18 protein-coding genes and 8 pseudogenes are annotated in these 23,966 nt (G+C 53.7%); 11 read left to right on the forward strand and 15 right to left on the reverse strand.

Annotation, left to right across the window (positions count from 1 at the left end):
* Positions 1–256: 256 nt before the first annotated feature.
* The 4 genes and pseudogenes from O3W44_RS18015 (at position 257) to sixA (ending at position 4,821) form a co-directional block, all read left to right on the forward strand.
* Complete coding sequence (locus O3W44_RS18015) at positions 257–553, forward strand: YfcZ/YiiS family protein (RefSeq protein ID WP_269294120.1); 297 nt, start codon at positions 257–259, stop codon at positions 551–553.
* 158 nt (positions 554–711) lie between these two features.
* Positions 712–2,018: pseudogene (gene fadI, locus O3W44_RS18020) on the forward strand (acetyl-CoA C-acyltransferase FadI).
* Positions 2,018–4,137: pseudogene (fadJ, locus tag O3W44_RS18025) on the forward strand (fatty acid oxidation complex subunit alpha FadJ). Before fadI ends, fadJ begins: the two co-directional pseudogenes overlap by 1 nt.
* Positions 4,138–4,338: 201 nt before the next feature.
* On the forward strand, positions 4,339–4,821 hold the full coding sequence (gene sixA / locus O3W44_RS18030; RefSeq protein WP_269294482.1) for a phosphohistidine phosphatase SixA: 483 nt from the start codon (positions 4,339–4,341) through the stop codon (positions 4,819–4,821).
* Here sixA and smrB read toward each other — a convergent pair.
* Positions 4,798–5,402: pseudogene (gene smrB / locus O3W44_RS18035) on the reverse strand (endonuclease SmrB). The gene sixA and the pseudogene smrB sit on opposite strands and share 24 nt — an antisense overlap.
* A gap of 159 nt (positions 5,403–5,561) precedes the next feature.
* On the opposite strand from smrB, the pseudogene prmB reads away from it, so the two are divergent.
* The 6 genes and pseudogenes from prmB to O3W44_RS18065 all read left to right on the forward strand — a co-directional run.
* A pseudogene (gene prmB, locus O3W44_RS18040) lies at positions 5,562–6,488 on the forward strand (50S ribosomal protein L3 N(5)-glutamine methyltransferase); the annotation flags it as partial.
* Positions 6,489–6,538: 50 nt separating this feature from the next.
* The gene (gene aroC / locus O3W44_RS18045; RefSeq protein ID WP_269294121.1) at positions 6,539–7,624 is read left to right on the forward strand and encodes a chorismate synthase; all 1,086 of its coding nucleotides are present in this window, start codon (positions 6,539–6,541) and stop codon (positions 7,622–7,624) included.
* A 4-nt stretch (positions 7,625–7,628) separates the two neighbouring features.
* Positions 7,629–8,447 (forward strand): annotated as a pseudogene (gene mepA / locus O3W44_RS18050) (penicillin-insensitive murein endopeptidase).
* 8 nt (positions 8,448–8,455) lie between these two features.
* Positions 8,456–9,259: a sulfite exporter TauE/SafE family protein gene (locus tag O3W44_RS18055; RefSeq protein ID WP_269294123.1), complete on the forward strand. Its 804-nt coding sequence runs from the start codon at positions 8,456–8,458 to the stop codon at positions 9,257–9,259.
* Positions 9,260–9,284: 25 nt separating this feature from the next.
* Entirely contained in the window at positions 9,285–9,830 is a 546-nt protein-coding gene (locus tag O3W44_RS18060) for an elongation factor P hydroxylase (RefSeq protein WP_269294483.1), read from the forward strand.
* 31 nt (positions 9,831–9,861) lie between these two features.
* Positions 9,862–10,143, forward strand: a complete 282-nt coding sequence (locus tag O3W44_RS18065) for a YfcL family protein (protein WP_269294125.1) — start codon at positions 9,862–9,864, stop codon at positions 10,141–10,143.
* Positions 10,144–10,170: 27 nt separating this feature from the next.
* Here O3W44_RS18065 and mnmC read toward each other — a convergent pair.
* A pseudogene (mnmC, locus tag O3W44_RS18070) lies at positions 10,171–12,182 on the reverse strand (bifunctional tRNA (5-methylaminomethyl-2-thiouridine)(34)-methyltransferase MnmD/FAD-dependent 5-carboxymethylaminomethyl-2-thiouridine(34) oxidoreductase MnmC).
* A gap of 154 nt (positions 12,183–12,336) precedes the next feature.
* On the opposite strand from mnmC, the pseudogene fabB reads away from it, so the two are divergent.
* A pseudogene (gene fabB / locus O3W44_RS18075) lies at positions 12,337–13,556 on the forward strand (beta-ketoacyl-ACP synthase I).
* Between the two features lie 359 nt (positions 13,557–13,915).
* On the opposite strand, the gene O3W44_RS18080 reads toward fabB, so the two are convergent.
* From O3W44_RS18080 to O3W44_RS18140, 13 genes and pseudogenes are all read right to left on the reverse strand, one after another.
* Positions 13,916–14,068 carry a hypothetical protein gene (locus tag O3W44_RS18080; RefSeq protein WP_269294126.1) on the reverse strand — a complete coding sequence of 51 codons (153 nt, stop codon included), beginning with the start codon at positions 14,066–14,068 and terminating at the stop codon, positions 13,916–13,918.
* 2 nt (positions 14,069–14,070) lie between these two features.
* A complete protein-coding gene (locus O3W44_RS18085; RefSeq protein WP_269294127.1) occupies positions 14,071–14,916 on the reverse strand; it encodes a porin in 846 nt (281 codons plus the stop codon).
* Between the two features lie 105 nt (positions 14,917–15,021).
* Positions 15,022–15,867, reverse strand: coding sequence for a MurR/RpiR family transcriptional regulator (locus O3W44_RS18090; RefSeq protein ID WP_269294128.1), 846 nt, complete (start codon positions 15,865–15,867; stop codon positions 15,022–15,024).
* 9 nt (positions 15,868–15,876) lie between these two features.
* Positions 15,877–16,083, reverse strand: coding sequence for a PTS lactose/cellobiose transporter subunit IIA (locus O3W44_RS24690; protein ID WP_331283440.1), 207 nt, complete (start codon positions 16,081–16,083; stop codon positions 15,877–15,879).
* Positions 16,084–16,208: 125 nt separating this feature from the next.
* Positions 16,209–16,513 (reverse strand): annotated as a pseudogene (locus O3W44_RS18100) (PTS sugar transporter subunit IIB).
* A gap of 3 nt (positions 16,514–16,516) precedes the next feature.
* On the reverse strand, positions 16,517–18,061 hold the full coding sequence (locus O3W44_RS18105) for a DUF4127 family protein (RefSeq protein WP_269294130.1): 1,545 nt from the start codon (positions 18,059–18,061) through the stop codon (positions 16,517–16,519).
* A 12-nt stretch (positions 18,062–18,073) separates the two neighbouring features.
* Positions 18,074–18,793, reverse strand: a complete 720-nt coding sequence (locus O3W44_RS18110) for a PTS sugar transporter subunit IIC (RefSeq protein ID WP_269294132.1) — start codon at positions 18,791–18,793, stop codon at positions 18,074–18,076.
* Positions 18,778–19,008 (reverse strand): hypothetical protein, encoded by a 231-nt coding sequence (locus O3W44_RS18115; protein ID WP_269294133.1) that lies wholly within the window; start codon positions 19,006–19,008, stop codon positions 18,778–18,780. Before O3W44_RS18115 ends, O3W44_RS18110 begins: the two co-directional genes overlap by 16 nt.
* Positions 19,005–19,385: a hypothetical protein gene (locus O3W44_RS18120; RefSeq protein WP_269294134.1), complete on the reverse strand. Its 381-nt coding sequence runs from the start codon at positions 19,383–19,385 to the stop codon at positions 19,005–19,007. The genes O3W44_RS18115 and O3W44_RS18120 overlap by 4 nt, the downstream gene beginning before the upstream one ends.
* A 408-nt stretch (positions 19,386–19,793) precedes the next feature.
* Entirely contained in the window at positions 19,794–20,828 is a 1,035-nt protein-coding gene (gene flk / locus O3W44_RS18125; RefSeq protein WP_269294135.1) for a flagella biosynthesis regulator Flk, read from the reverse strand.
* A gap of 110 nt (positions 20,829–20,938) precedes the next feature.
* Positions 20,939–22,444, reverse strand: coding sequence for a tripartite tricarboxylate transporter permease (locus O3W44_RS18130; RefSeq protein ID WP_269294136.1), 1,506 nt, complete (start codon positions 22,442–22,444; stop codon positions 20,939–20,941).
* Positions 22,445–22,454: 10 nt separating this feature from the next.
* Complete coding sequence (locus O3W44_RS18135; RefSeq protein ID WP_269294137.1) at positions 22,455–22,886, reverse strand: tripartite tricarboxylate transporter TctB family protein; 432 nt, start codon at positions 22,884–22,886, stop codon at positions 22,455–22,457.
* A gap of 12 nt (positions 22,887–22,898) precedes the next feature.
* Positions 22,899–23,885 (reverse strand): Bug family tripartite tricarboxylate transporter substrate binding protein, encoded by a 987-nt coding sequence (locus tag O3W44_RS18140; protein ID WP_269294138.1) that lies wholly within the window; start codon positions 23,883–23,885, stop codon positions 22,899–22,901.
* Positions 23,886–23,966 lie beyond the last annotated feature (81 nt).

The following is a 23,966-nucleotide window of genomic DNA, read 5'->3' on the forward strand; positions in this document are numbered from 1 at the left end:
GGCAAGTATAGGTCTGACCTGTGTGTGTGTTGCAATATTGTTTTTAAAATATTTCCAAACTGATCGGTGAAAAGTCGATCTGCTTAACAAAACCTGAAACGACACGCACAGCATAACGGCTCAAATTTGTTTTGGATCAAATTTTATTGTGATATTCGTCACTTAGCGAGGCTGTCATGGCGCAGAGTATACTGAAAGCGTAAGATTTTGGCTGGAAAAATACGCAACTCGTCGACTTATTCGTCAGGAGAGAAAGATGACTGATGCCATTAGAAAGTGCAGCGCCAACGAAACCGCTGCCTGCTGTTGTGTCGATGTCGGCACCGTTATGGATAACAGTGATTGTACAGCAAGCTGGTCAGAGTGGTTTTCGCAGCGTGCCGATGCTGAGGCCAAACTGCAGCGCCTGACTGAAAAGGCGCGCCAGGTCGAATCTGAACCGTGCGACATCAACGCTCGCTTCAGTGAAGAGGCGGAAGGCGTCAGGCTGGAGATCGATTTCACCTTCTCATGCCAGGCTGAAACCATGATTTTTCAGCTCGGCCTGCGTTAATCTCTCTTACGCCGCTATTCTGGCGGCGTTAATTTCGTGTCTCTCTTCGCAATTTATCCCTTTTGATATTGGCGACTTAACCGCTTGTGGTTAACACTGTGGATCAGGTCAGACCTCTTTCGGCAATGATGCCCTGGTCCCGATTCACAGGTGAAACAATGAAAGCGCAGTCGCTGCTAACGCGTCATGGTGAACGCATCGCCATAACGCACGGATTACGAACACCTTTTTTGCGCCAGGCTACTGGTTTTCATGGTATCCCGGCGGTTGAGCTTGGCCGGATGCTCATCAGCGAATTGATGGCCCGTAGCGAACTGCCGGTCGAAGTGATTGAGCAGGTGGTATTTGGCCAGGTGGTACAAATGCCCGAAGCGCCTAATATTGCTCGCGAAATTGTCCTGAGCAGCGGGTTAAGCGTTAATACCGATGCTTACAGCGTCAGTCGTGCCTGTGCGACCAGTTTTCAGGCTGTGGCGAATGTCTGCGAAAGCCTGCTGGCGGGCACCCTGTCAGCCGGTATTGCGGGTGGGGCTGATTCCGCTTCAGTCCTGCCGATCGGCGTCAGTAAAACGCTGGCTCGTGCGCTGGTGGATATGAACAAAGCGCGCAGTTTCTCGCAAAAGTTACAGTGCCTGCGCCGCTTGCGTCCGCGTGACCTGCTGCCCGTGCCGCCTGCGGTGGCGGAATATTCAACCGGTTTACGTATGGGCGATACCGCGGAACAAATGGCAAAAAGTTACGGCATTACGCGAGACGCGCAAGACGCGCTGGCGCTGCGCTCTCATCAGCGCGCAGCGAAAGCGTGGCAATCGGGTGTGCTGAAGCAGGAAGTCATGACGACGTTTGTTCCCCCTTTAAAGCGCCGATTGAGCAAGACAACACGTTACGCATGGATGCAAAAGCGGAAGATTATGCACGCCTGCGTCCCGCCTTTGATCGTCAACATGGCACGGTAACGGCGGCAAACAGTACGCCACTGACCGACGGCGCAGCGGCAGTCATTCTAATGCGCGAAGGACGTGCGCGTGAGTTAGGGCTTCAGCCACTCGGCTATGTGCGCAGCTACGCCTTTAGCGCCATTGATGTTCAGCAGGATATGTTACTTGGCCCCGCTTATGCCTCGCCGCTGGCGCTGGATCGGGCTGGTATCACACTGAATGAGTTAACCCTGATCGATATGCACGAGGCTTTTGCAGCGCAAACGCTGGTTAACCTGCAACTGTTTCGCGATGAACGCTTCGCCCGCGAGGTGTTACATCGTCCCCATGCGTTGGGCGAGGTCAGTGAAGAGCGTTTTAATGTACTGGGCGGTTCTATTGCGTATGGACATCCTTTTGCCGCCACTGGCGCACGTATGATCACCCAAACGCTGCATGAGTTGCGGCGGCGCGGTGGCGGTTTAGGCCTGGTGACTGCCTGTGCAGCAGGCGGCCTGGGTGCGGCAATGGTTCTGGAGGTCGAATAATGGCGCATAACGTTTTTCATTTACAGATGCGCCCCGACAGCGTTGGCGTTATCACGATTGACGTGCCGGGCGAAAAAATGAATACGCTCAAAGCGGAGTTTGCCGGGCAAATTGCCGCCGTGATTGCTGAAGCACGCCGCGATCCAGCGTTAGCCGGATTAGTGCTGATATCCGCTAAGCCAGACAATTTTATCGCAGGCGCAGATATCAGCATGATTGATCGCTGCCACTCCGCACAAGCAGCCGAAGCACTGGCTCGCCAGGGGCAGGAAGTGATGGCGTCGATTGCCTCGCTGCCGTTCCCTGTAGTGGCGGCGATTCACGGTGCGTGTCTGGGCGGCGGGCTGGAGCTTGCCCTTGCCTGTGATGCTCGTATCTGTTCGCTGGATGATAAAACGCGGCTTGGATTACCTGAAGTCCAGTTGGGATTACTGCCCGGCTCAGGTGGAACGCAGCGATTACCACGTCTGATTGGCGTTCAGCAGGCGTTAACGCTGATTCTCACAGGCAGAACGCTGCGCGCTAAGCAAGCGCGTAAGCTCGGTGTGGTGGATGATGCGGTTCCACAGGCTATCCTGCTGGAAACGGCTGTCGCACGGGTAAAAAAGGGCAAAAGCAGTCGGGCACCTCTGGCGATGCGCGATCGTTTATTACAAGGTCCGATTGCGCGCCATGCGTTGTTTGCGCTGGCTAAACGCCAGGCAGAGCGCAAAACGCAGGGCAATTATCCAGCAGTAAAACGCATCATTGAGGTGATTCGCATTGGACTGGAGCAGGGCAGCCGCGCCGGTTACGATGCCGAAGCCCAGGCTTTTGGTGAGCTGGCGATGAGTAAGGAATCGGCTGCACTGCGCAGTTTGTTCTTCGCCTCGACCGCAATGAAAAAAGAAGCCGGTGGCGAAGCCGAACCGCAAGCGATCCGGCGTATTGGCGTATTAGGCGGCGGCTTAATGGGCGGCGGGATCGCCAGCGTCAGCGCCCTTAATGCCGGTTTGCCGGTGCGCATTAAAGATATCACCTTCGACGGGGTCAACCATGCGCTGCAAACCAGTTGGGATGTGCTCAGTAAAAGGTAAAACGTCGCCATTTGAGCGCGGCACAGCGTCAGCAACAGATGGCGCGCATTACTGGCGGTATCGACTATCAGGGGTTTTCCCGGCGTGATGTCGTCATTGAAGCCGTATTCGAAGATCTTGCGCTGAAACAGCAAATGGTTAACGAGGTTGAAAGTTACTGCCAGCCGAACACTATTTTTGCCTCCAATACCTCTTCACTGCCGATTGCGGATATTGCTGCGCAGGCACAACGGCCCGAAAATATCATTGGCCTGCATTACTTTAGCCCGGTAGAAAAAATGCCACTGGTTGAAGTGATCCCACATCGTGCAACTTCCGATCAGACGGTGGTGAACATCGTGGCGCTGGCGCGTAAGCAAGGCAAAACACCGATTGTGGTAGCGGATAAGCCTGGTTTTTACGTTAACCGCATTCTTGCGCCCTATATAAATGAAGCGATGCGTTGTCTGCTTGATGGTGAGCCGGTTGAACATATTGACCGCGCTTTGGTGAAATTTGGGTTTCCCGTTGGTCCGATTCAGTTGCTCGATGAAGTAGGCATTGATGTGGGCAGTAAAATTACCCCTGTTTTACAGCAGGCTTACGGCGAGCGTTTTGCTGCACCTGATGCCTTCGCGGCGGTCTTAAACGACGGACGGAAAGGGCGCAAAAACGGCAAAGGTTTCTATTTATATGGTTCTCGTCACCGCCAGCAGAAAAAAGCCGATCCGTCGCTTTACGCGCTGTTGGGTATCAAGCCACTGGCGAAGCAGAGTGAAGCGCAAATAGCGGAACGCTGCGTCATGATGATGTTGAATGAAGCGGTGCGCTGCCTGGATGAACAGGTTATTCGTCAGCCACGCGATGGTGACATCGGCGCGGTTTTTGGTATAGGTTTTCCTCCGTTTTTAGGCGGCCCGTTCCGCTATCTTGATCAATTTGGGGCGGCGCAGGCGGTAAACACATTAAACCGGCTTAAGCAGCAATATGGCGAACGTTTTACTCCCTGTCAGGCACTGGAAAACGCGACACAAGAACAGAAGAAATTTTACACTTCTCCATAAAGATGAATAACCGCATCGATTCAGCGGGTTAGAAATGTGCCGTAAAAGCATGCGCCGCGGCACGATTCTGAGATGTGCTTATTTAATAAACAACCGGTTGACTATACTGAAGCCATTGCGGTACAACACAGCGTTCATTCGCAGAATGAAGAGTCAGGCGCTCAGGCGTCGGGCGATGTCGACAAACTACAGCGGTGCTTTATGCAAGTTTTTATCATGCGTCACGGCGATGCGGCTCTGGAAGCAGCAAGTGATTCGGTCAGACCTTTAACGCTTTGTGGATGTGATGAATCACGCCAGATGGCGAGCTGGCTGAACGGTCAGGCGCTGGACATTGAACGTGTACTGGTTAGTCCGTATCTGCGTGCCGAGCAAACCCTCGCAGCAGTACGTGAAGCATTATCTCTGCCCGACGGGCAAGAAGTCTTACCTGAACTGACGCCAGGCGGCGATCCGGGACTGGTGGCCTGCTATCTGCAGACGCTGGCGAACGAAGGCGTGAAATCAGCACTGGTGATTTCTCATCTGCCACTGGTGGGTTATTTAGTTTCTGAACTCTGCCCGCAGGAAGCGCCGCCGATGTTCGCTACCTCTGCTATTGCCTGTGTAGACTTTGATGCTGCGCAGAGCGAAGGCAAATTGATGTGGCAGGTTAGTCCTTCAAAACTGGCAAAAGCCATTTAACATCTGTGGGCCGAACAGTCGGCCCCATCCCTTCTCAGGGCAGCTCAGGGGTTGCCACTCCTCAACTTCAATCAACACCAGCAATGCTGCGTCGCCGCCGAACATTTTCGGTGCCTGATGAAAAGCCATGACCCATGGATGTTGCGCCAGCCATAACGGTGTTTGCTGTTTCAAAATATGCCTACCATGTCCGGTCATCACGCTGGCACAAAACAGATGCTCACGGCGACACGCCGCAATCAAGGCGCCCAACTCCTGCTTGGCCTGCTGCTGGGTTAAACCATGCAAATCCAGGAAAATTTCGGGTGTGTAATCGCCGCGCCGTAATTTTTTAACTCGAAATGGCTGACATCAGCACGTACATAGCGCGTTGCTCCTTCGGTCGACAGCAGCGGCTGAAATTCATCCGAAAAATAGTGGCTGTTATCAGCCTGTTCAGAAAGCAGACGTTTTACCGGAACTTCACGAGTTTTCACTACCGGTTTATGCACGATAGTGTCCTGTTTTAACTTACGCGTTCCGCTCATCAACTGGCGAAACAGCATTTTATCGTCCTGGCTGAGGGGCGTTTTTTTACTCATGGTGGGGAAATCATGTCAGAAAAGCTGATAAACAGCGGAGAGTAATACCTTACCGTTAAGTGTCATTAAATGTCAGCTTTTTCACCTCGCTGCGCTGAATTCTCCCCGGCTTCATGGCACACTATCGGCCGATTTAGTAAAAGGCCTGCGGAGGGCTACGTGGACAAAATTTTCGTCGATGAGGCAGTGAACGAACTGCACACCATTCAGGATATGCTGCGCTGGGCGGTAAGCCGCTTTTCCGCTGCCGGAATTTGGTACGGACATGGCACAGATAATCCCTGGGACGAAGCCGTTCAACTGGTCCTGCCATCTCTTTGGTTGCCGCTCGATATTCCTGAAGAAATGCGCAATGCGCGCCTGACAGCCAGCGAGCGTCACCTGATCGTTGAGCGTGTGATCCGCCGCGTTAACGAGCGTATTCCGGTTGCTTACCTGACCAACAAAGCCTGGTTCTGTGGCCACGAATTTTATGTTGATGAGCGGGTATTAGTGCCGCGTTCACCGATTGGCGAACTGATTGAAAACCGCTTTGCCGGTTTGGTCAGCGAAAAGCCGCATCATATCCTTGATATGTGTACCGGCAGCGGCTGTATTGCCATTGCCTGCGCTTACGCCTTCCCGGAAGCGGAAGTGGATGCCGTGGACATCTCCACTGACGCGCTGGCGGTTGCCGAGCAGAACATTGAAGAGCATGGGCTGATTCATCACGTCACGCCGATTCGCTCCGATCTGTTCCGTGGTCTGCCTGCGGTTAAATACGATTTAATCGTAACTAATCCCCCTTACGTTGATGCAGAAGATATGGACGATCTGCCAGGCGAGTATCACCATGAGCCGGAGTTGGGGCTGGCAGCTGGCAGCGATGGCCTGAAGCTGGTGCGTCGTATTCTTGCCTGCGCGCCGAATTATCTCAGCGAGCAGGGCGTACTGATTTGCGAAGTGGGCAACAGCATGGTGCACATGATTGAGCAGTATCCTGACGTGCCGTTCACCTGGCTGGAATTTGACAACGGCGGCGACGGCGTATTTATGCTGACGCGTCAGCAGATTGTTGACGCACAACATCATTTTTCTTTTTCAAAGACTGAAAGCGGGGCGAGTGCTCGCCCATCGAACCGTAACAAGGAATCAGAATGGCCGGAAACAGCATCGGACAATTTTTTCGAGTAACCACCTTTGGCGAGTCCCACGGAATTGCGTTGGGCTGCATTGTTGATGGCGTGCCGCCAGGCATTCCTCTTACGGAAGCGGATATTCAGCACGATCTTGATCGTCGTCGTCCCGGCACTTCGCGCTATACCACGCAGCGTCGCGAACCGGATCAGGTGAAAATTTTGTCCGGTGTGTTTGACGGTGTGACCACCGGCACATCAATTGGTCTGCTCATTGAAAATACCGACCAGCGTTCACAAGATTACGGTGCAATCAAAGATCTGTTCCGCCCTGGCCACGCCGATTATACCTATGAGCAAAAATATGGTCTGCGCGACTATCGCGGTGGCGGACGCTCTTCTGCCCGTGAAACCGCGATGCGCGTTGCTGCTGGTGCCATTGCAAAGAAATATCTGCAGATGAAACACGGCATCGTGGTTCGCGGCTATCTGGCGCAGATTGGCGATGTTGCCTGCGAGCTTAAAGACTGGAGCATCGTTGAAGAAAATCCGTTTTTCTGCCCGGACGCTGAAAAACTGGAAGCGTTAGATGAATTGATGCGCGGCCTGAAAAAAGAGGGCGACTCTATCGGTGCCAAAGTCACGGTGATGGCTGAAAATGTGCCGCCAGGTTTGGGCGAGCCGGTTTTTGATCGCCTTGACGCTGACTTAGCGCATGCGTTGATGAGCATCAATGCGGTGAAAGGCGTGGAAATAGGTGACGGCTTCGCGGTGGTTAATCAGCGTGGCAGCCAGCATCGTGATGAAATTCGCGCCAACGGATTCCAGAGCAATCATGCCGGTGGCATTCTCGGTGGGATCAGCAGTGGACAAACCATCAGCGCCAACCTGGCGATGAAACCAACCTCCAGTATCACCGTGCCCGGCAAAACCATCACTCGCGACGGTGAAGAAGTGGAGATGATCACCAAAGGGCGTCACGATCCCTGCGTCGGTATCCGTGCGGTGCCGATCGCCGAAGCGATGATGGCAATTGTGCTGATGGATCATCTGCTGCGTCAGCGTGCGCAGTGTGCTGACGTTAATTCCACCGTGCCACGTTGGTAACCGCATGAAACGTCTTTTGCTCACCCTTTCCGCGCTTTTGATCAGCGCATCCAGCCTGGCGGCAACGCCCTGGCAGCGGATCAACATCCGATTGCCGGTGTGCCGCAATCGGTGGGGGTTCGCCAATGGCTGTGTTGTCGGTGCTGAGGCGCTACCGCTTCATTCGCCAAATTATCAGGTGATGCGACCCGATCAACGCCGCTATTTTGGTCATCCCGATCTGATTCTGTTTATTCAGCGCCTGAGTACCCAGGTGCATAACCTGCAACTGGGCAATGTGCTGATCGGCGATATGGGTATGGCGGCAGGCGGACGTTTCAGTAGCGGACATGCCAGTCATCAAACCGGTTTAGACGTTGATATCTGGCTGCAACTGCCAAAAAACCGCTGGACGGCGCAACAACTGTTGAAGCCACAGCCGCTTAATCTGGTCGCGCCCGGCGATAAAAATGTCGTGGCGCGTCACTGGCAGCCTGAGATCGACAGCCTGATCAAACTGGCAGCCAAAGACAGCGAAGTTGCGCGTATTTTCGTTAATCCGGCGATTAAAAAACAGCTTTGCGCAGATGCCGGTGCCGATCGTGACTGGCTACATAAAGTCCGGCCGTGGTTTGCACACCGCGCGCATATGCATGTGCGTCTGCGCTGCCCGCAAGGCAGCAGCGAATGTATCGATCAGGCGCCGCCGCCGCCGGGTGATGGCTGTGGGGCGGAACTGCAAAGCTGGTTCCTGCCGAAGCAGCCAGGCTCTGCGCCGGTTAAGCGCGAGCCGCCGCCATTACCTGCCTCTTGCCAGGCACTGCTGGATAAACATTTACTGTAAGGGATCCCATGGATTGGTTTGTCATCAGTCCGGTGTTGGTTGGACTGCTGTTTTTTGTGGCAATGCTGGCGGGCTTTATCGATTCGATTGCTGGCGGTGGGGGGTTGTTGACCGTTCCGTCACTGCTGGCGGCTGGCCTTTCACCGGCGCAGGCGCTGGCGACGAACAAGCTGCAATCTGTTGGCGGCTCCTTTTCTGCCAGCCTCTATTTCGTTCGTCGTGGTGCGGTTAACCTCAACGAGCAGTGGTTAAACATTGTCATGACGTTGCTGGGGTCAGTTATCGGTGCGGTGCTGATCCAGCGCCTGCAGGCCGACATGCTACGTCAGGTATTGCCGCTGCTGTTGATCGCCATTGGTCTCTGGTTTCTGTTGATGCCCCGAATTGGCGAAGAGGATCGCGCTCGTCGCCTGCATGGTTTACCTTATGCACTGGTTGGCGGGGGCTGTATCGGCTTTTATGACGGCTTCTTCGGGCCGGGCGCAGGATCGTTTTATGCACTCGCTTTTGTCACGCTGTGTGGTTACAACCTGGCGAAAGCCACTGCACACGCCAAAATTCTCAACTTCACCTCTAACTTCGGTAGCCTGATGTTCTTTATGTTTGGCGGCAAAGTGGTATGGGGCACCGGTTTGATTATGATGCTGGGTGCGTTTTGCGGTGCACGTCTCGGTGCCCGGCTGGTATTGACGCGCGGGCAAAAACTGATCCGTCCTATGGTCGTGATTGTCTCAGCAGTGATGAGCATCAAACTTCTGTGGGACAGCCACGGCAGCGCCCTTATGGCGTGGTTTGCCACGCTGAACGCGTAATTTATTGATGATTAGTAATAACAACATGACCCCAACTCACCATTACTCACAGCTCATTACGCTGTTTGATCGCTGTTTCAGCGACGACTTTCAGACCCGTCTAATTAAAGGCGATGACGAACCCATTTATCTTCCGGCAGACGCGGAGTCACCGTGGAACCGTGTGGTCTTCGCCCACGGTTTCTATGCCAGCGCACTGCATGAAATTTCACACTGGTGTATTGCTGGTGAAGCCCGACGTAAGCTGGTTGATTTCGGTTACTGGTACTGTCCCGATGGCCGTGATGCGCAGACCCAGGGTCAGTTTGAAGCAGTAGAAGTGAAGCCACAGGCGCTGGAATGGATGTTTTGTGTCGCAGCAGGCTTTCCCTTCAACGTCAGTTGTGACAATCTCGACGGAGATTGTGAGCCGGATCGCATTGCGTTTCAACGTAAGGTCCATGCTCAGGTCATGACGTATCTGGAGCAGGGTATTCCCGCACGGCCCGCGCGTTTTATTGCAGCATTAGCTGAATTTTATGGCAGGCCTTCACTGACGGCATCACAGTTTCCCTGGCCGGACGATCTGTGAGACGTGAAGGACATCAAAAAGAGGAATTGAGATGATCGCAGAATTTGAAGCGCGTATTCTGGCCCTGATTGACGATATGGTAGAGCATGCCAGTGACGATGAGCTGTTTGCCAGCGGTTATCTCCGCGGACACCTGACGTTAGCGGTAGCTGAAGTGGAAAAACTGGGCGATCACACGCCAGAAGCTTTACAGATTCAGGTAACACGAAGTTTGCAAAATGCGATTGCCGCCGGTGAATTATCGCCACGCGACCAGGCGCTGGTGATTGGCATGTGGGACAACCTGTTTGTACAGGCGCGTCAGTCTGCCTGAGTAGAAAGGGCGGCGTGCCGCCCTGAATTATTTTCCTGCCTTTTTCCCTTTCAGCAGTTTTCTGATCCAGTAACGGTTTGGATTAAGCGCCGCCAGTGTGGCTGCATCAAACGGCTGGGGCTCCCCGTGAGTTGTGCAGCCAGCACTTCTGCCGCTAAAGGCGCACTGCATAAGCCGCGCGAACCCAACGCACCGAACAGATAAAGCTGCGGATACGCTGGCGCATCCGCAATCTCAGCCCCCTGCAGGCGCTGTGCAGGCAAATCTTCATACTGACTTAGCGTGGCCAGATAATCCGGCACGCTTCCTGCCATCGGCAGATGATCGCGGGTGGCGCAGCGCACACCCATACGCGCTTCACCGGCGCTAACGTCAACCTGCTCAGGCCAGCCGGTATCAGGCAGGGAATGTATTAAGCGCGTGCGGTTTTCCTGCTGATCTTCTGCACGGTAAGCCGTTGTGGTCTCGCCGCGATGATAGCTGGCACCGATACAGTGTGTAGCAAACTGCGGGCTGACCGGTGTCAGATAGCCGTCATAACAGAGCACCGTTTGCAGCGCATCCAGTCCGGGCGTAGAAGGTACGTGACTCACCTGTCCAGCCACCGGATAGACCGGAAGCGGCGCTGCCTGGGGAAAATCAGTCAGGGCGTGCCCGCTGGCCAGCACCACCGTCTGATGCTTAACGGCCGGGCGATCGGCAAACTGTAGCGACCAGTGATCGCTGCGATATTCCAGCTGCGTAACGCGATGCAGCCAGTGAATACGCATGCCCTGCGCTTCGCCATGGGCCAGTAGCGCAGCGGTTAACTCTGCCGGAGATAACCAGCCGCCTTGCGGATAAAAAATCCCGCCACAGCCAAGCGGCACCCCGGCTAACGCTTCTGCCTGCTGTTGATCGACGCCGTGCGCTAACTCGCCGGGTAAATCCATCATCAGCATCTGCTCAACTTTTGCCGCGCTTTTTTCATCCCAGCCTAACTGCAATACACCGCTCCATTGATGTTCATACGGTAACGCAAGCTGATCGTACAGGCGACGTGCAAAGCTAAACGCCGCAGGGAAAAAGGTGGCGAGCGCAGGATCGTGCTGATTGAGTAGAGGATAAAGCGCCCCCTGACGGTTGCCGGATGCCCCCAGCGCGGGCGCGTCATCAGCACAATAGAGCGTAACGCGCCAGCCACGGCGCAGCAGCGCCAGCGCAAGGGTGGCACTGGCAATGCCGCCACCGATTAAGGCAATTTCAGGCTGCGCTGCCGCCGGACGCGCATACCAGGGCTGCTGCCGGGACAGTGTGGGAGCAACAGTAAGCTGACCGCACAGCATTTCGCGCTTATGAGCAAATCCTTTGCGCCGGGTAACGGTAAAACCCGCTTCCTGTAAACCGCGGCGAACAAAGCCTGCCGCGGTGAAAGTGGCAAAGGTGGCGCCGGGACGTGCCAGCTTTGCCATGGTGTTAAATAACGCAGGCGTCCACATATCGGGATTTTTGGCAGGCGCAAAACCATCAAGGAACCAGGCATCAACCTGACGGTTGAGGCTGTCATCAAAGGTATCGATTAGCGTATTAATATCACCTAACCACAGATCGAGCGTGATGCGTCCACCGTCAAACAGCAACCGCTGACAGCCGGGCAGGGCGATGGGCCATTGCTGCTGCAACTGTTCTGCCCAGGGTGCAAGTTCAGGCCAGCGTTGATGAGCCGCAATGAGATCGGTCCGGGTTAACGGATACTTCTCAAAGCTTATAAAGTGCAGGCGCTGCATGCTGGCAGTCGGGTGTGCGTGACGGAAAGCCTCAAAGGCTTGCCACAGCGTCAGAAAATTGAGCCCCGTGCCAAAACCGCTTTCAGCAACAATCAGTAAATCGCGTTCGTGTTGGGCAAAACGCTGTGGAAAATCGTTGCCTCCAAGAAAGACATAGCGCGTCTCTTCCAGCCCATTGTCATTAGAGAAATAGACATCGTCAAAAGCTCGGGAAACAGGTGTACCCTGTTCATTCCAGCTTAGCTGGGCGTGTTCAACCGGGGTTAATTTCACGACAAAGGCTCGTTTTTCAGGCAGTGGCGCGATTTTAACGGTCAGCGTGACATGACGCAAATTTACAAAAGGAAATGGCTGATCGGACTTGTTCGGCGTACAAGTGTAAGCTAAAGTGCACGTCAATCCAAAAGAAGTGGAAGAGGACTATTGAATGAAACGTGCAGTGATTACTGGCCTGGTATCGTTTCCAGCATTGGTAATAACCAGCAAGAGGTGCTGGCATCTCTGCGTGAAGGCCGTTCAGGCATCACATTTTCTCAAGAGATGAAAGATTCCGGCATGCGTAGTCACGTCTGGGGTAACGTTAAGCTGGATACCACAGGCCTCATCGACCGCAAAATTGTGCGTTTCATGAGTGATGCGTCCATCTATGCTTACCTTTCCATGGAAGAAGCGATCAAAGATTCCGGCCTGAGCGATGAAGCCTATCAGAACAACCCGCGTGTGGGTCTGATTGCAGGTTCAGGTGGCGGCTCGCCGCGTTATCAGGTGTTTGGTGCCGACGCCATGCGTAGCCCACGCGGCCTGAAAGCGGTTGGTCCCTACGTTGTTACTAAAGCGATGGCATCAGGCGTTTCAGCCTGCCTGGCGACGCCGTTCAAAATTCATGGCGTAAACTACTCAATCAGCTCTGCCTGTGCGACCTCAGCGCACTGTATCGGTAACGCAGTTGAGCAAATTCAGCTGGGTAAACAGGACATCGTGTTTGCTGGCGGCGGCGAAGAGCTGTGCTGGGAAATGGCGTGTGAATTTGACGCAATGGGCGCGCTCTCAACCAGATATAACGAAACGCCAGAAAAAGCGTCACGTACTTACGACAACGAGCGTGATGGTTTCGTTATCGCAGGCGGCGGCGGCATGGTGGTGGTTGAAGAGCTGGAACATGCTCTGGCACGTGGCGCGCATATCTACGCTGAAATCGTCGGCTATGGTGCAACGTCAGATGGCGCAGACATGGTTGCTCCATCAGGCGAAGGCGCAGTGCGCTGCATGAAGATGGCGATGCAGGGCGTTGATACCCCAATCGACTATCTGAACAGCCACGGAACGTCAACGCCAGTGGGCGATGTAAAAGAGTTGGGTGCGATTCGCGAAGTCTTTGGCGACAATACGCCATCTATCTCTGCAACAAAAGCCATGACCGGTCACTCTTTGGGTGCAGCGGGCGTGCAGGAAGCAATTTACACCTTGCTGATGCTGGAGCACGGCTTCATTGCGCCAAGCATTAACATTGAATCGCTGGATGCAGCGGCAGAAGGCATGAACATTGTGACTAAGCCGACTGAAAAAGCGTTGACCACTGTGATGTCTAACAGCTTCGGTTTTGGTGGCACTAACGCCACCCTGACGCTGCGTAAATACCAGGCATAAGCTTATCCCCTGGTTCGAACCGCAGCTGCGCTCGCTTACCCCAGTGACATACTGATGTCTGTTGCCGGGGATTTACGCGCTTACCGCCTTGCTGCAACTGGATTTATACAGGGTAAAAAAAGGACCGATTCGTCGGTCCTTTTCTTTGCCGCGCTTCAGCACCCGTCAGTCAAGTAACTCGCTTGTTCCTGAATAAGATCAGGATCGCGATGGGGATTCAGTTTTTGTTATCCTGGTGACGTGCGGTTTCGCCGGATAAGAAGCCGTTCGGCACGGTGTGAAGGCAGCCCCTGGTTTATTTCGCTGCTGTGTGACCCATTAAAGGTGAGGTGCGGGCGTGGCATCTCACCTTGTGAGGTTCAGAACGAAAATTCAATCCCCAGGCGTAGAAACGGATCGCTTTTATCTGCGTTATAGGCGTCGGTATAGCCTACACGCATATACGGCAGAAAAGTGTCATCGATTAAAGTCATAATCTGTAAGGCCACCACGCTGTCTGCGGTATCAGGCATTTTTAGCCCATCAAGCAAGGCATCAGTATTGGCGGCATAACCCAGTTTTGCCCCCAGTTTTTATACCAGTGTTCGACGATCAGTGACCAGCTACGTTGAGATGATTTTAAACCGGTCTGGTTGTGACGGCTGTAGCCGCTTTTGAAGGCACCATAGAAACGGGTACTGCTGGGAAACGTGACGTCCAGGCCCGCAATATAACCCAGTGTATCCGCAGTTGCGAAAGCAAAGGTCTGGCTTTCATCAATAATGCGATTGCGCGTCTGCTCCGCCCCTAAATGCAGTTTGATCGCGGCGGGCAAATTCACGGTAACGCGCCCGCTCAAAATTGTCGATCCTGATTGACGCGTATCGCCACGGCTGACGCTGAGGGCAAAATTGCCGGGCTGCCAGTCAGGACTGTCATAGCGTAGCGTGTTACTGAGTCGATGGCTGTAGTGATAAGGGACGTCGCCACCCCAGTCGAATACCCGTCCTAATCCAGGGTTGGTATAAGGCCAGTCGACAATTTCATACATCGGGGTTTTCATTCGGCCAGCACGTACTGTTCCCCAGTCACCACGCAAGCCAATAAAAGTATCAAATGTCCCTAGCCCGCTCTGTTTACCTTCATAACCGACATAGCCGCTTTCAATCTGGAATATGACATTAATATTGTCATTCAGATCTTTATTACCGCGAAAACCAATATAACTTTCATTATCGAAAGTATAGTCAGAAGCTTTTTCCTGCGCCGCGCTGAAATAGGAAGAGATGGCTAATATGCCATATACTTCAAGGTCATATTTTTCACCTCCGGTTATTTTTATTGCATTTGCTGAAAACGAAACAAGCGTGAGCAGCCCCACGCGGGAGCGAGGTATTTTAAGGGAATCATTCCTTTTCCTTTATTTATTTTTTTATAGCGTATTAGCCCGCCAGCATGCAGCTGGCGGGAAGAAGTCATCTTTTATTTAATTCTCTTTTTCTATCTGTTTCATTACCTCCAGGAAATTATCCAGTGATCGTCCCTGATTAATAAACAGCGTCATGTTAAACAGCAGATCAATTAAATAGGTTTGGGATGACTTGATCATGGAGGCGTCACTTTCATAACGGTTTTGACTGCCGCCAGTGAGCAGCGTCACATCAGCGAATGCCGTTAGCGGAGAGTGCAAATAGCGCGTAATCGCCAGCGTGCAGGCACCGTTTTGTTTGGCATTTTGCAACGCCTTAACCACATCACGCGTATCGCCTGAATGGCTAATCGCAATGACTAAATCCTGCTGATTCACTAAAGAAGAGTTGAGCAGCAGCGTATGGTTATCGGTGTGGGCATCAATGCGCATACCGATACGCATAAAGCGATACTTCGCTTCGCGCGCACTGATGCCTGACATACCGATGCCATAAACGCTAACCTGACTGGCGTTCAGCAGCAGCGTTGCCGCTTGCTCAAGGCCTTCATTGTTCTGAAGTGCCAGGGTTTCATCCAGCGAGGCCTGATTAAGTTGATGAAGCCGACGTGCAACATCCAGCAGGGAATACTTTTCTGTGGGATTGTGCGGCGGCGGCGTAAGAGGTTGCAGAGACTGTAACTGTTCCGCCGTGAGTTGCCTTTTTAGCTCTGCAAAGCCGGAAAAACCCAGCTTACGGCAAAACCGCACAATGGTGGCTTCTCCTAACTGCGTAGCACTGGCCAGACTCGCAATGTTGCTCATTACAGTTTGCTGTTGGTTTTGCAGAATAAAATCAGCCAGCCGCTTTTCAGTCTGGGTGAGCTGATTATGGTGCATTTTGATTAAGGCGCTAACCGGCATACATTTTCCTCAGGCAGCGTGACGGGGAAAGGAGTAGAGCGCCACCATCTCGCTAATCAGATCGCGTGCCAGCATTGCCGTCATTAAATGATCCTGAGCATGGACCATGACCAGCGTAACCGGCAGTTTGCCGCAGCCTTCATCCAGCCCAATCAGGCGCGTCTGGACTTCATGTGCATCGTGAAGATGCTGATTCGCCTGATCCAGCAGCGTCAGCGCCTGCGCACCATCGCCTTTTTTGCCGCAGCTAAAGCCATAAAAGCGGCACTTTTGCCCTCGCCAGCAGCAATAATCAGCGCCATAATTTCTTCTTCAAGATCTGCATATTCCATGTTTTTACCTTAACCGATGAGTTGTAATGCCTGCGCCAGGACGCCCGCGCCGTTCATGGTGCCGTAATCTTTATGGCGATAACGTCAGCCCGCTTTCCCTGCGCCGTGGCTAATGCCTGGCTCTCTTCCAGTCGAAAGCGAATCTGTGGGCCAAGCAATACACAGTCATATTCCGCGAGCTTTTCATTCAGTTTGTCGATGCCGACGGCCTCAATCGTCGCGGCAATCTCCTGTTGTGCCGCTGCCTGACGCATCTTATTCACCAGCATGGAGGTCGACATCCCTGCGGCACAAACCAGTAAAATCTTTTTCATCTGTTATTCCTTTTCTTGCTGTAAAGAGACGGTAAAAGCCAGACCGCTCATCCGCTTAAACGGTGCGCGTATCTGATTGATTACTAAAGACTGGCCCTGAAAGCTGTGTTGAATTGTTTGTTGCCAACGCTGCTGTATAGCTGCAGCGATCTCAGAGAGAATGCGATCTTCATGCCCGTTAAAGTCAGCGTAGCGGGCACCCAGCTTTGGTAATAACGTGTCCTGAAGGGTAAAGCGCACTTCAGTCTGATAAGCCCAGTCCGCCACTATGCGCTCCAGCATAAAATTGTGTACCCGTTCAGGACGATTGCCCCGGCTGGCGAAGGCAAGGCTGGCAAGCACAGTACCCAGTGAATTACAGGCGGTGTTCCAGCCGGCATAGGCGCTGAGTTTGTCTAACAGACGATGCTGATCCAGCACTTCAATCAGTTCTCGTTCACCGCCGTTACTGAAAGCAACATCCGCGATGCCGACCGGCTTTGTTGTGATCCAGGGTTGCAGCGCATCGCAAAAGGCGACCAGACTGCGGCTGCGAAAGTAGGGAAGCGCCTTATGGGTTTGCGCGTTTCGGCTGCCCGCTTGCCAGGCTTCTTGCATCACTTCACCGCAGCCGTTGATTGCCAGTAACGCATCGGCCTGTGCAGGATCATCACAGAGTACAATGCCGCAGGCGCGACTGTGTGACAGCAAACTCTCCTCAAAAGGACGATCTTCATAGTTAGGCACGAAGGCGCGGAAGCGTTGATTTGACCAGACTGGAGCAAGCTTAAGCGGTGCGGGCTGGCGTGACAGCCAGGCGCGGGTCAGTAACGTACAGCCCGATTCATCGGTGCCGGGATGAAGCCAGACGCGATCCTGTAAACGTAAATCTGCAATACGTTTATAAATCTGCTGCTGGTCAATAGCGGTATAGCCAAAGCGGGAGGCGTCATCTTGTGGCACGATCAGCCGCGCCAGTACGCCAGCGTGGACCAGATCGAGTGCTGCCAGCAACAGTGTTGCGTTGCACTGGCGACGCTGTTCGAAATCGCCCAGTGCCGTTTTATCAAGCGCAGCATACAGCCGATCGCGCGCCGTTTTCTCTTCGTCGGAAAGCAATCCCTGTGCGTCGCGATCGCAATAGATGCCATATTGCCAGAGCGCACGACCACAGTGCGCATAGTAGTCAGGCTCCTCTTCAGCAGAATCATAAGCTGGTGTGCGAAGAATCAGCGAAGAGGCGGAAAGCTCAACATCAGGATAACGCTGCTGTAACTCACGCAGCCAGTCAAGGCGTGCCAGAAGCGTGTGCTGCGTTAAGTGATGCGTGCGCGCTGGCATCAGGCCGCCATAAATCAGCATATCCAGTGACAGGATAAGCGCATCGGCATCGGCGATGTTTGACTCAATAAACTGAGTCAGCGTGTCAAAGCAGGCTGGCGTTTTGCGAAAGCCGAGCAGCTCGCGTGGCGGCATGATCAGGTTTAACCGGCTATCCATTGCTGCCAGCGACGCCAGAAAATCATAGTTATACGGGCGTGCATCCAGGGGTAAGCAGACTATTTTCATCGGGTGTGCCTCCTACACCGGTGTTTTTTGACGGTTGAGCGCCAGCACAAAAGGCAAATAGATCACCACTGACAGCAGCAACAGCAGCAGTGCCAGCAGGGCCGCACGCCAGTCGCCACCGGTGGCGAGGAAGGCTGAAATAACCGGAGGCGTGGTCCACGGGATCAAGACGGTGGTTTTATCAATCATTTCCATCGCGGTCGCAAACCAGGCGATGCCCACGCTAATCATTGGCACCAGGATAAAAGGCACCAGCAGTAACGGGTTGAAAATAATCGGAATGCCGAAAATCATCGGTTCATTGATGTTAAACAGTGACGGTGCGCCAGAAAGGCGCGTGATGGCGCGATGATCTTCGCGGCGTGATGCGATCAGCATGGCGATAACTAAACCAATGGTTTGACCGCCGCCCCCCATAAAACCGAACGCGTCGATAAAGGGCTTGGTAACGATATGTGGCGGTATCGTGCCCTGCTGGAGCGCCGCTGCATTCTCCTGAATCGCGACTAACAGCGTCGGCTCGGTGATCGGCATCATAACTGACACGCCATGAATACCGAAAAACCACAGGATATTCATACTGAACAGCAAACCTAAAATGCCATGCAGGCTTTGCAGGGCATGTTGCAGCGGCGCCTGAAGCAGCTGGTTCACCAGCTGATGCAAACTGCTGCCAAAGCAGGTTTCGATCAGCACCGCCAGGATCCCAAACAGCGTTAACAGCGTAAGCATGGGCAGAATGACATTAAACGAACTGGCGACAGCGGGGGGACACTGTCAGGCATGCGGATCACCAGGTAGCGGCTGCGTTGGGCCAGGGTCAGCAGCTCGCTACTGAGCAGCGCGACAAAAATGCCGACAAACAGGCCGTTGGCGGCAGTTTCTGATGAAGCGATCATGCCGGAAACCGTTACCGTTTCTTCGGCAACGTTAAAGGTATGGGTCAAAGGAAAAAGATAATCAGGCAGGCCAGGGCAAAAACCGCATGAATACAGCCCGTTTCTTCACGTGCAGGTGCCAGACGCCAGGCAATCATCACGGTGGCAAGCAGCGTTAATACGTTCAGCGTGCCGTTGTAGATACGTATGCCCACTTCTTTGGCGGGAACTATCCACTCCCCGGTGATACCAAGCAGCCCCAGCAGGCCCGCTTTTTCATTGAGTACGACGTTATTGATCAAAACAAAGAAAGACGCGGCAATGATTAACGGCATCAGAAAAATAAAGCTTTCACGTATCGCCGCTAAATGGCGTTGAGCAGCAAGCTTTCCCGCCCAACAGGCCAGGCGGTCAAGCGCACCGCTGGCGTTCAGTCCCTTCATCATTATTCTCTCCTGAAAGATAATTTTTGGCGTGTAATAAGTCTGGTGCCAGGCATTATGAGAAACAGCAGCGAAGAAGAAAGAGAGATTGATCACGCAATGAAACTAAAACTCCAATTTATTATTTTTATTGGAGTTAATGATTCGCGTTAGTTTTTAGTACCATTCAGGCGCTGCGCGCTCAGTTTTCCGCATCGCACATGAACGAAAAGTGGCACCACAGCAGAACAAGGGTGATCTACTGCGTGGTATGGAGTAACGGTGCAACAAAAGCGGCCTGGAAGCGGGCAACGCTTGGTTTTCAGGTCAAAGAACGGATTGGCGGGTGAGATTTCTGACAGCGGGAGAGACATCCGGTGTGATGAGGCGATGCGTCAGGCGCGGCCGCAGCCGCGTCTTGTGGCGGTTAATTTACAGGAACAGCCACAGCAGGAAAGCGACAGCCAGCAAGGCGAGGAGCGCACCAAGTACCGGGCGCTGCGTCAGGGGTTGCAGTAGCGGCGAGGTGGCAAACGGTGCCCATATCGGCTGAGGTATGATTTCACTGGCCGCCAGCGGCTGCTCATGCATCTTCTCCGCACGACGTGAAAACAGAAAATTGAGCAAATCCTGGGTTTGCGCTGCGGTCAGCACCGTCTGCGGCGCAGCCTGAAAACGTTGCTGGCTGTAATCTTCCAGCACGCGCTGTTCATCCTGTGCCAGCGGCTGTTTTAACGACGCCTCCAGCAATTGCAACGTCGGGGCGCTGTGCTGGCTCAGGGTCTGGCGTACCTGAAGATATTGCGTCAGCAGGGGATAATGGCGCGACGGAATCGGATCGCCGCTGGTGAGATTCACCAGTTTGAGCGCCGCCGCCCACAGTTTCCCACTCGGTTCGCCTGTCGCCGCCGCCAGACGAATCACCTGCTGATTTAACGTCTGATGTTCGGCTGGCAGCAAGGAGCGATCGCTGACGCGTGTTTGTTGCGGCTGTGGAATCGCCATTTGGCCATTTTGCAACATGGTCAATACCTGACGCAGCTGATCCTGGCTCAGCGCGCTCAGTACCGTTTGCCCAAACTGCTGGCGGATAAAATCACTCACCGCCTGGCGGTTATTACCCTTTGGCAAAAGTTCAGTGAGCTGCGTCATCAACTGGCGCGTCGCGTGACCATTTTGCGCCTGGGTCAAACGGGTATTGAGATAGCGTTCGGCGGCAGGAAAGTGGCGCGACTGCAGTTCCGCATCGCTCTTCACATTCACTTCATGCCGCACGCCTGCCCACAACTCAGGCGCTTTGAGATTACTGAGTGACAGAATGCGAACAATCAGTCGTTCCATCGTGGTGCGCTGGGCAGGGGAGAGCGGCTGCTCACCGGGAGCTGAACCCGGACGAGACGCGCCCGTTTGCGGATTGACAGATGAACGATCGCCGACCGGCACACCGGGGCCGCTAACAGGTTGCATGGCGGAATCCTTGGGAAAACAGAACAGCGTGGGGTGCGCCGGGAACAGAAGGCGCTATGATAACAAAAGCCCCCGGGAAATCCCACGGGGGCTTTTTATTTCAGTGTGAATTACTGCGCGACCAGCTTCATGCGTTTACGCCGCCAGCGTTTCCATAAAGGCGGAACCACTAATACCGCAATCGCCAGTATCAGCAACACTTTACAAATCAGGCTTTCCCACAGAATCGGCAGGTTGCCGTTACTGATCGACAGCGCACGTCGCAGATTCTGCTCCAGCATTTCCCCAAGAACAAAGCCAAGGATCAGCGGCGACATCGGGAAATCCATCTTACGCAGGATATAGCCAAAGATACCTAACCCAACCATCAGCAACAGGTCAAAGGTGGTGCTGTGCACCGCATAGACGCCAACGGCAGAAATCGCGGCAATCGTTGGAACCAGGAACCACAGCGGAATCGTCAGCATACGGGCAAATACGTTGATCATGGGAATATTCATGATCAACAACATCACATTACCAATCAACAGCGCAGCGATCAGGCCCCAGACAATATCGGGTTGTTCAACAAACATCGCTGGCCCAGGCGTGATGTTATACAGCGTTAATGCCCCTACCATCACCGCCGTGGTGCCGGAACCCGGAATACCTAACGTCAGCATGGGAATAAAGGATCCGCAGGCCGAAGCGTTATTAGCCGCTTCAGGCGCAGCCACGCCGCGAATATCACCTTTACCAAACTGATCGCTGCCGCTGATTTTTTTCTCGGTCATATAAGCAATGGCACTGGCGATAGTCGCCCCTGCGCCCGGCAGCACACCAACAAAGAAGCCAATAAAGGCTGAGCGCAATGTGGCACCCGTCGCCATTGATGCCTCTTTCATGTTGAACAACATGCGACCACTGGCACGCACCGCTTTCTGACCGGTGCTGGTGGATTCCAGCATTAACAGAATTTCACTGACCGAGAACAGACCAATAACCACCACCACAAACTGAATGCCGTCGGAAAGGTGGACGCTGTCAAAGGTAAAGCGGTAAACGCCGGTATTCGCGTCAACACCCACTGTTGCCATGCCCAGACCAATCAGCGCGGCGAGGAAGGATTTCAGTGGATTGTGGCTCATCATGCTGCCGAGACAGGCAATGGCGAACACCATCAGCGCGAAATATTCCGCCGGGCCAAACGCCAGTGACCAGTTGGCCAGCATTGGGGCAAACAGAATAATGCCGATAATGGCGATAGTTGAACCGATAAACGAACTGACAGCAGAAATCGACAGCGCAATGCCCGCTTTGCCCTGTTTCGCCATCGGGTAACCATCCAGCGCGGTCATGATCGCCCCCGCATCGCCCGGCACGTTAAGCAGTATTGACGAAATACGCCCTCCGTATTCACAGCCGATATAGACGGTTGCCAGCAGGATCAGCGCCGATTCTGCAGGCAGATGCAATGCAAACGCCAGCGGCATTAAAATCGCCACGCCATTGATCGGCCCCAACCCGGGCAACAGCCCGACAATGGTGCCGATAAAGCAGCCGATCAGGGCGATCATCAGGTTTTCTGGCGTCATGGCGACGGCAAAACCCTGCATCAAAAAAGACCAGGTATCCATGATTCTCTCCTCAACTCAGCCAGCTGCCAACCGGAAGGGTGACTTCCAGCAGACGATCAAAGGCGTAAAACAGCGTCAGGCCCATTACTACGCCGGATATTGCCGCAGCCCACCAGCGAGCGCCAAATAACAGGCCAATGCCAAAGGTCAACAGCGTGGTACAGACGGCGAAGCCGAGCGTTTCAAACAGCCAGCCGTACAGCATCATCATGGCCGCCAGCGCAACTAAACGCTTCAGCGTGCCGTTAGTTGGCCAGTGAATGGGATCAGGTTTGCGAAACAGCATCAGCAAGGCGCAAATTGCCATCAGGCCAAGAATTGCCATGGGAAACGGGCGCGGGCCAACCGGCTCATAGCTGTATTCGCTCTGGATTTGCCAGGCTACCACCATGCCGCCAAGGCAGAGTGCCAGCCAGATGACAGCAAAAATACGATCGCTCATGTTCTGCTCCGGTTATTTTGCGAGGCCGAAAGATTTTGCCTGTTCACGGTAATCAGCAACCTGTTTTTTCACGTAGCTGTCGAGTTCTGCACCAAACATGTTGAACTCAAACAGACCACGCATATCGCGCTGTTTCTGAAACTCAGACGTGTTGACCATCTTTTTAAAAGCCTCTTCCCACCATTTGTAATCAGCATCGCTGACCTTCGGGCCAAGGTAAAAACCGCGGATAATCGGCCATTCGACGTTAAAACCTTGCTCTTTCGCCGTCGGGACATCTGCCAGCTGACCAGGCAAACGCTTATCTGACATCACCGCCAGCACGCGCAACTTACCGGCCTGCAGATGCGGCACCATTTCACTCATGTCACCGGAAACAACCTGAATATGATTGCCGAGCAGCGCGGTAACCGGTTCACCACCGCCTTCAAAGGCCACGTAGCGCATCTTGCGCGGATCGATGCCTGCTTCACGCGCTAACAGGGCGGTTTTCATCCAGTCCTGACTGCCAATCGACGCGCCTGCACCCACCACCACTTTGGTCGGATCTTTCTTCATCGCTTCCATGAGTTCGCTAAGGTTTTTCCACGGCGCATCGGCACGTACCGCAACCATGCCGTAATCGGTACCGACCGCAGCCAGCCACTTCACGTCATCTACGGAGTAGCGACCAAACTTACCCTGCGACAAATTGAGCAGTGAACCGCCGGAAAACGCCACTACCGTGCCCGCTTCGGCTGGGCGTTGGGCGATGACTGCGTTATAGGCTACCGCACCCACGCCGCCAGGCATGTAAGTCACGCGCATTGGCGATTCAATCTGTTTGGTTTCCTGTAGTGAAACCTGTAGCAGCTTACAGGTCAGGTCAAAGCCGCCGCCCGGTTTAGCCGGTGCGATACATTCGGTACGTGAAGGGGCGTCTGCTGCCATTGCCGTTGAAACTGAAAAGGCCAGTAGGGTAGAGGCCAGGGCGGTTATAATTTTCATCTTTCGCTCCATTCTTTCTTCCAGAGTGTGATTGCCACCGAATATTCGGCGTTGTTGAATTGTTAAAACAGTAACCTTTCATTTACCTTTCAC

The organism is Pantoea sp. LMR881, from assembly GCF_027157825.1.
Classification (GTDB): Bacteria; Pseudomonadota; Gammaproteobacteria; order Enterobacterales; family Enterobacteriaceae; genus Pantoea; species Pantoea haifensis.